We start from the raw sequence: 728 nt of genomic DNA, 5'->3' as shown, positions 1-728 counted from the left end.
GTTTGCCCTAGCTACTTACGTAACTAGTCACGAGTCTTCAACTCGCGGGGTTGCCCCATTCGGAAATCTGGGGATATAACGGGTATGTGCCCCTCCCCCCAGCTTATCGCAGCTTATCGCGTCCTTCTTCGCCTCTGAGACCCTAGGCATCCCCCGTGTGCTCTTACTTACTTCTCGCTTGCGATTCAGCTCACCAAAGTGAGCGTGAATTGCTGCTATCCTAAAGAATAACAGCCCGCTTTTTACTTCTCTTTCTTGTTTTCCCTTACGTCAAAGAACGTTTACTACTCTACTAGTAGTAAATGTGGAATAGCTGAATCACTTCAAGCTAAACCACTATTATATTGTACTTTCTGAATTGAAAGTCAGAATAGTGGAGAATAACGGAGTCGAACCGTTGACCCCCTGCGTGCAAGGCAGGTGCTCTAGCCAGCTGAGCTAATCCCCCAGAATTTGGCATTCAAGCAGATACCCGCTGCTGCCAGTGGGCCTGCCTGGACTCGAACCAGGGACCTCTACATTATCAGTGTAGCGCTCTAACCACCTGAGCTACAAGCCCGGTTTCATCTTGTTCTATTTGAGAACAATGCAAAATCCGTTAAAAATAACTTAGAATGAGGAAACAGACAATGTTGTAAGTACGCAGCGTGCGTCATTAGACTTCTAAACGTCGTGAGCAGAGTCGCTCCAGAAAGGAGGTGATCCAGCCGCACCTTCCGGTACGGCTA

General features: G+C 48.1%; 2 tRNA genes and 1 rRNA gene. All 3 read right to left on the bottom strand.

From position 1 onward, the window contains the following. A 23S ribosomal RNA gene (locus QMK33_RS23420) occupies positions 1-177 on the bottom strand; the annotation flags it as partial. A gap of 197 nt (positions 178-374) precedes the next feature. Further along, positions 375-448, bottom strand: a tRNA-Ala gene (locus tag QMK33_RS23415). A 37-nt stretch (positions 449-485) separates the two neighbouring features. Beyond that, positions 486-559 (bottom strand) — tRNA-Ile (locus QMK33_RS23410). Between the last annotated feature and the right edge of the window lie 169 nt (positions 560-728).

Origin of the sequence: Hymenobacter sp. H14-R3, assembly GCF_030063445.1 — a bacterium.
GTDB lineage: Bacteria > Bacteroidota > Bacteroidia > Cytophagales > Hymenobacteraceae > Hymenobacter.
This window is presented reverse-complemented; position numbering and strand designations above follow the sequence as displayed.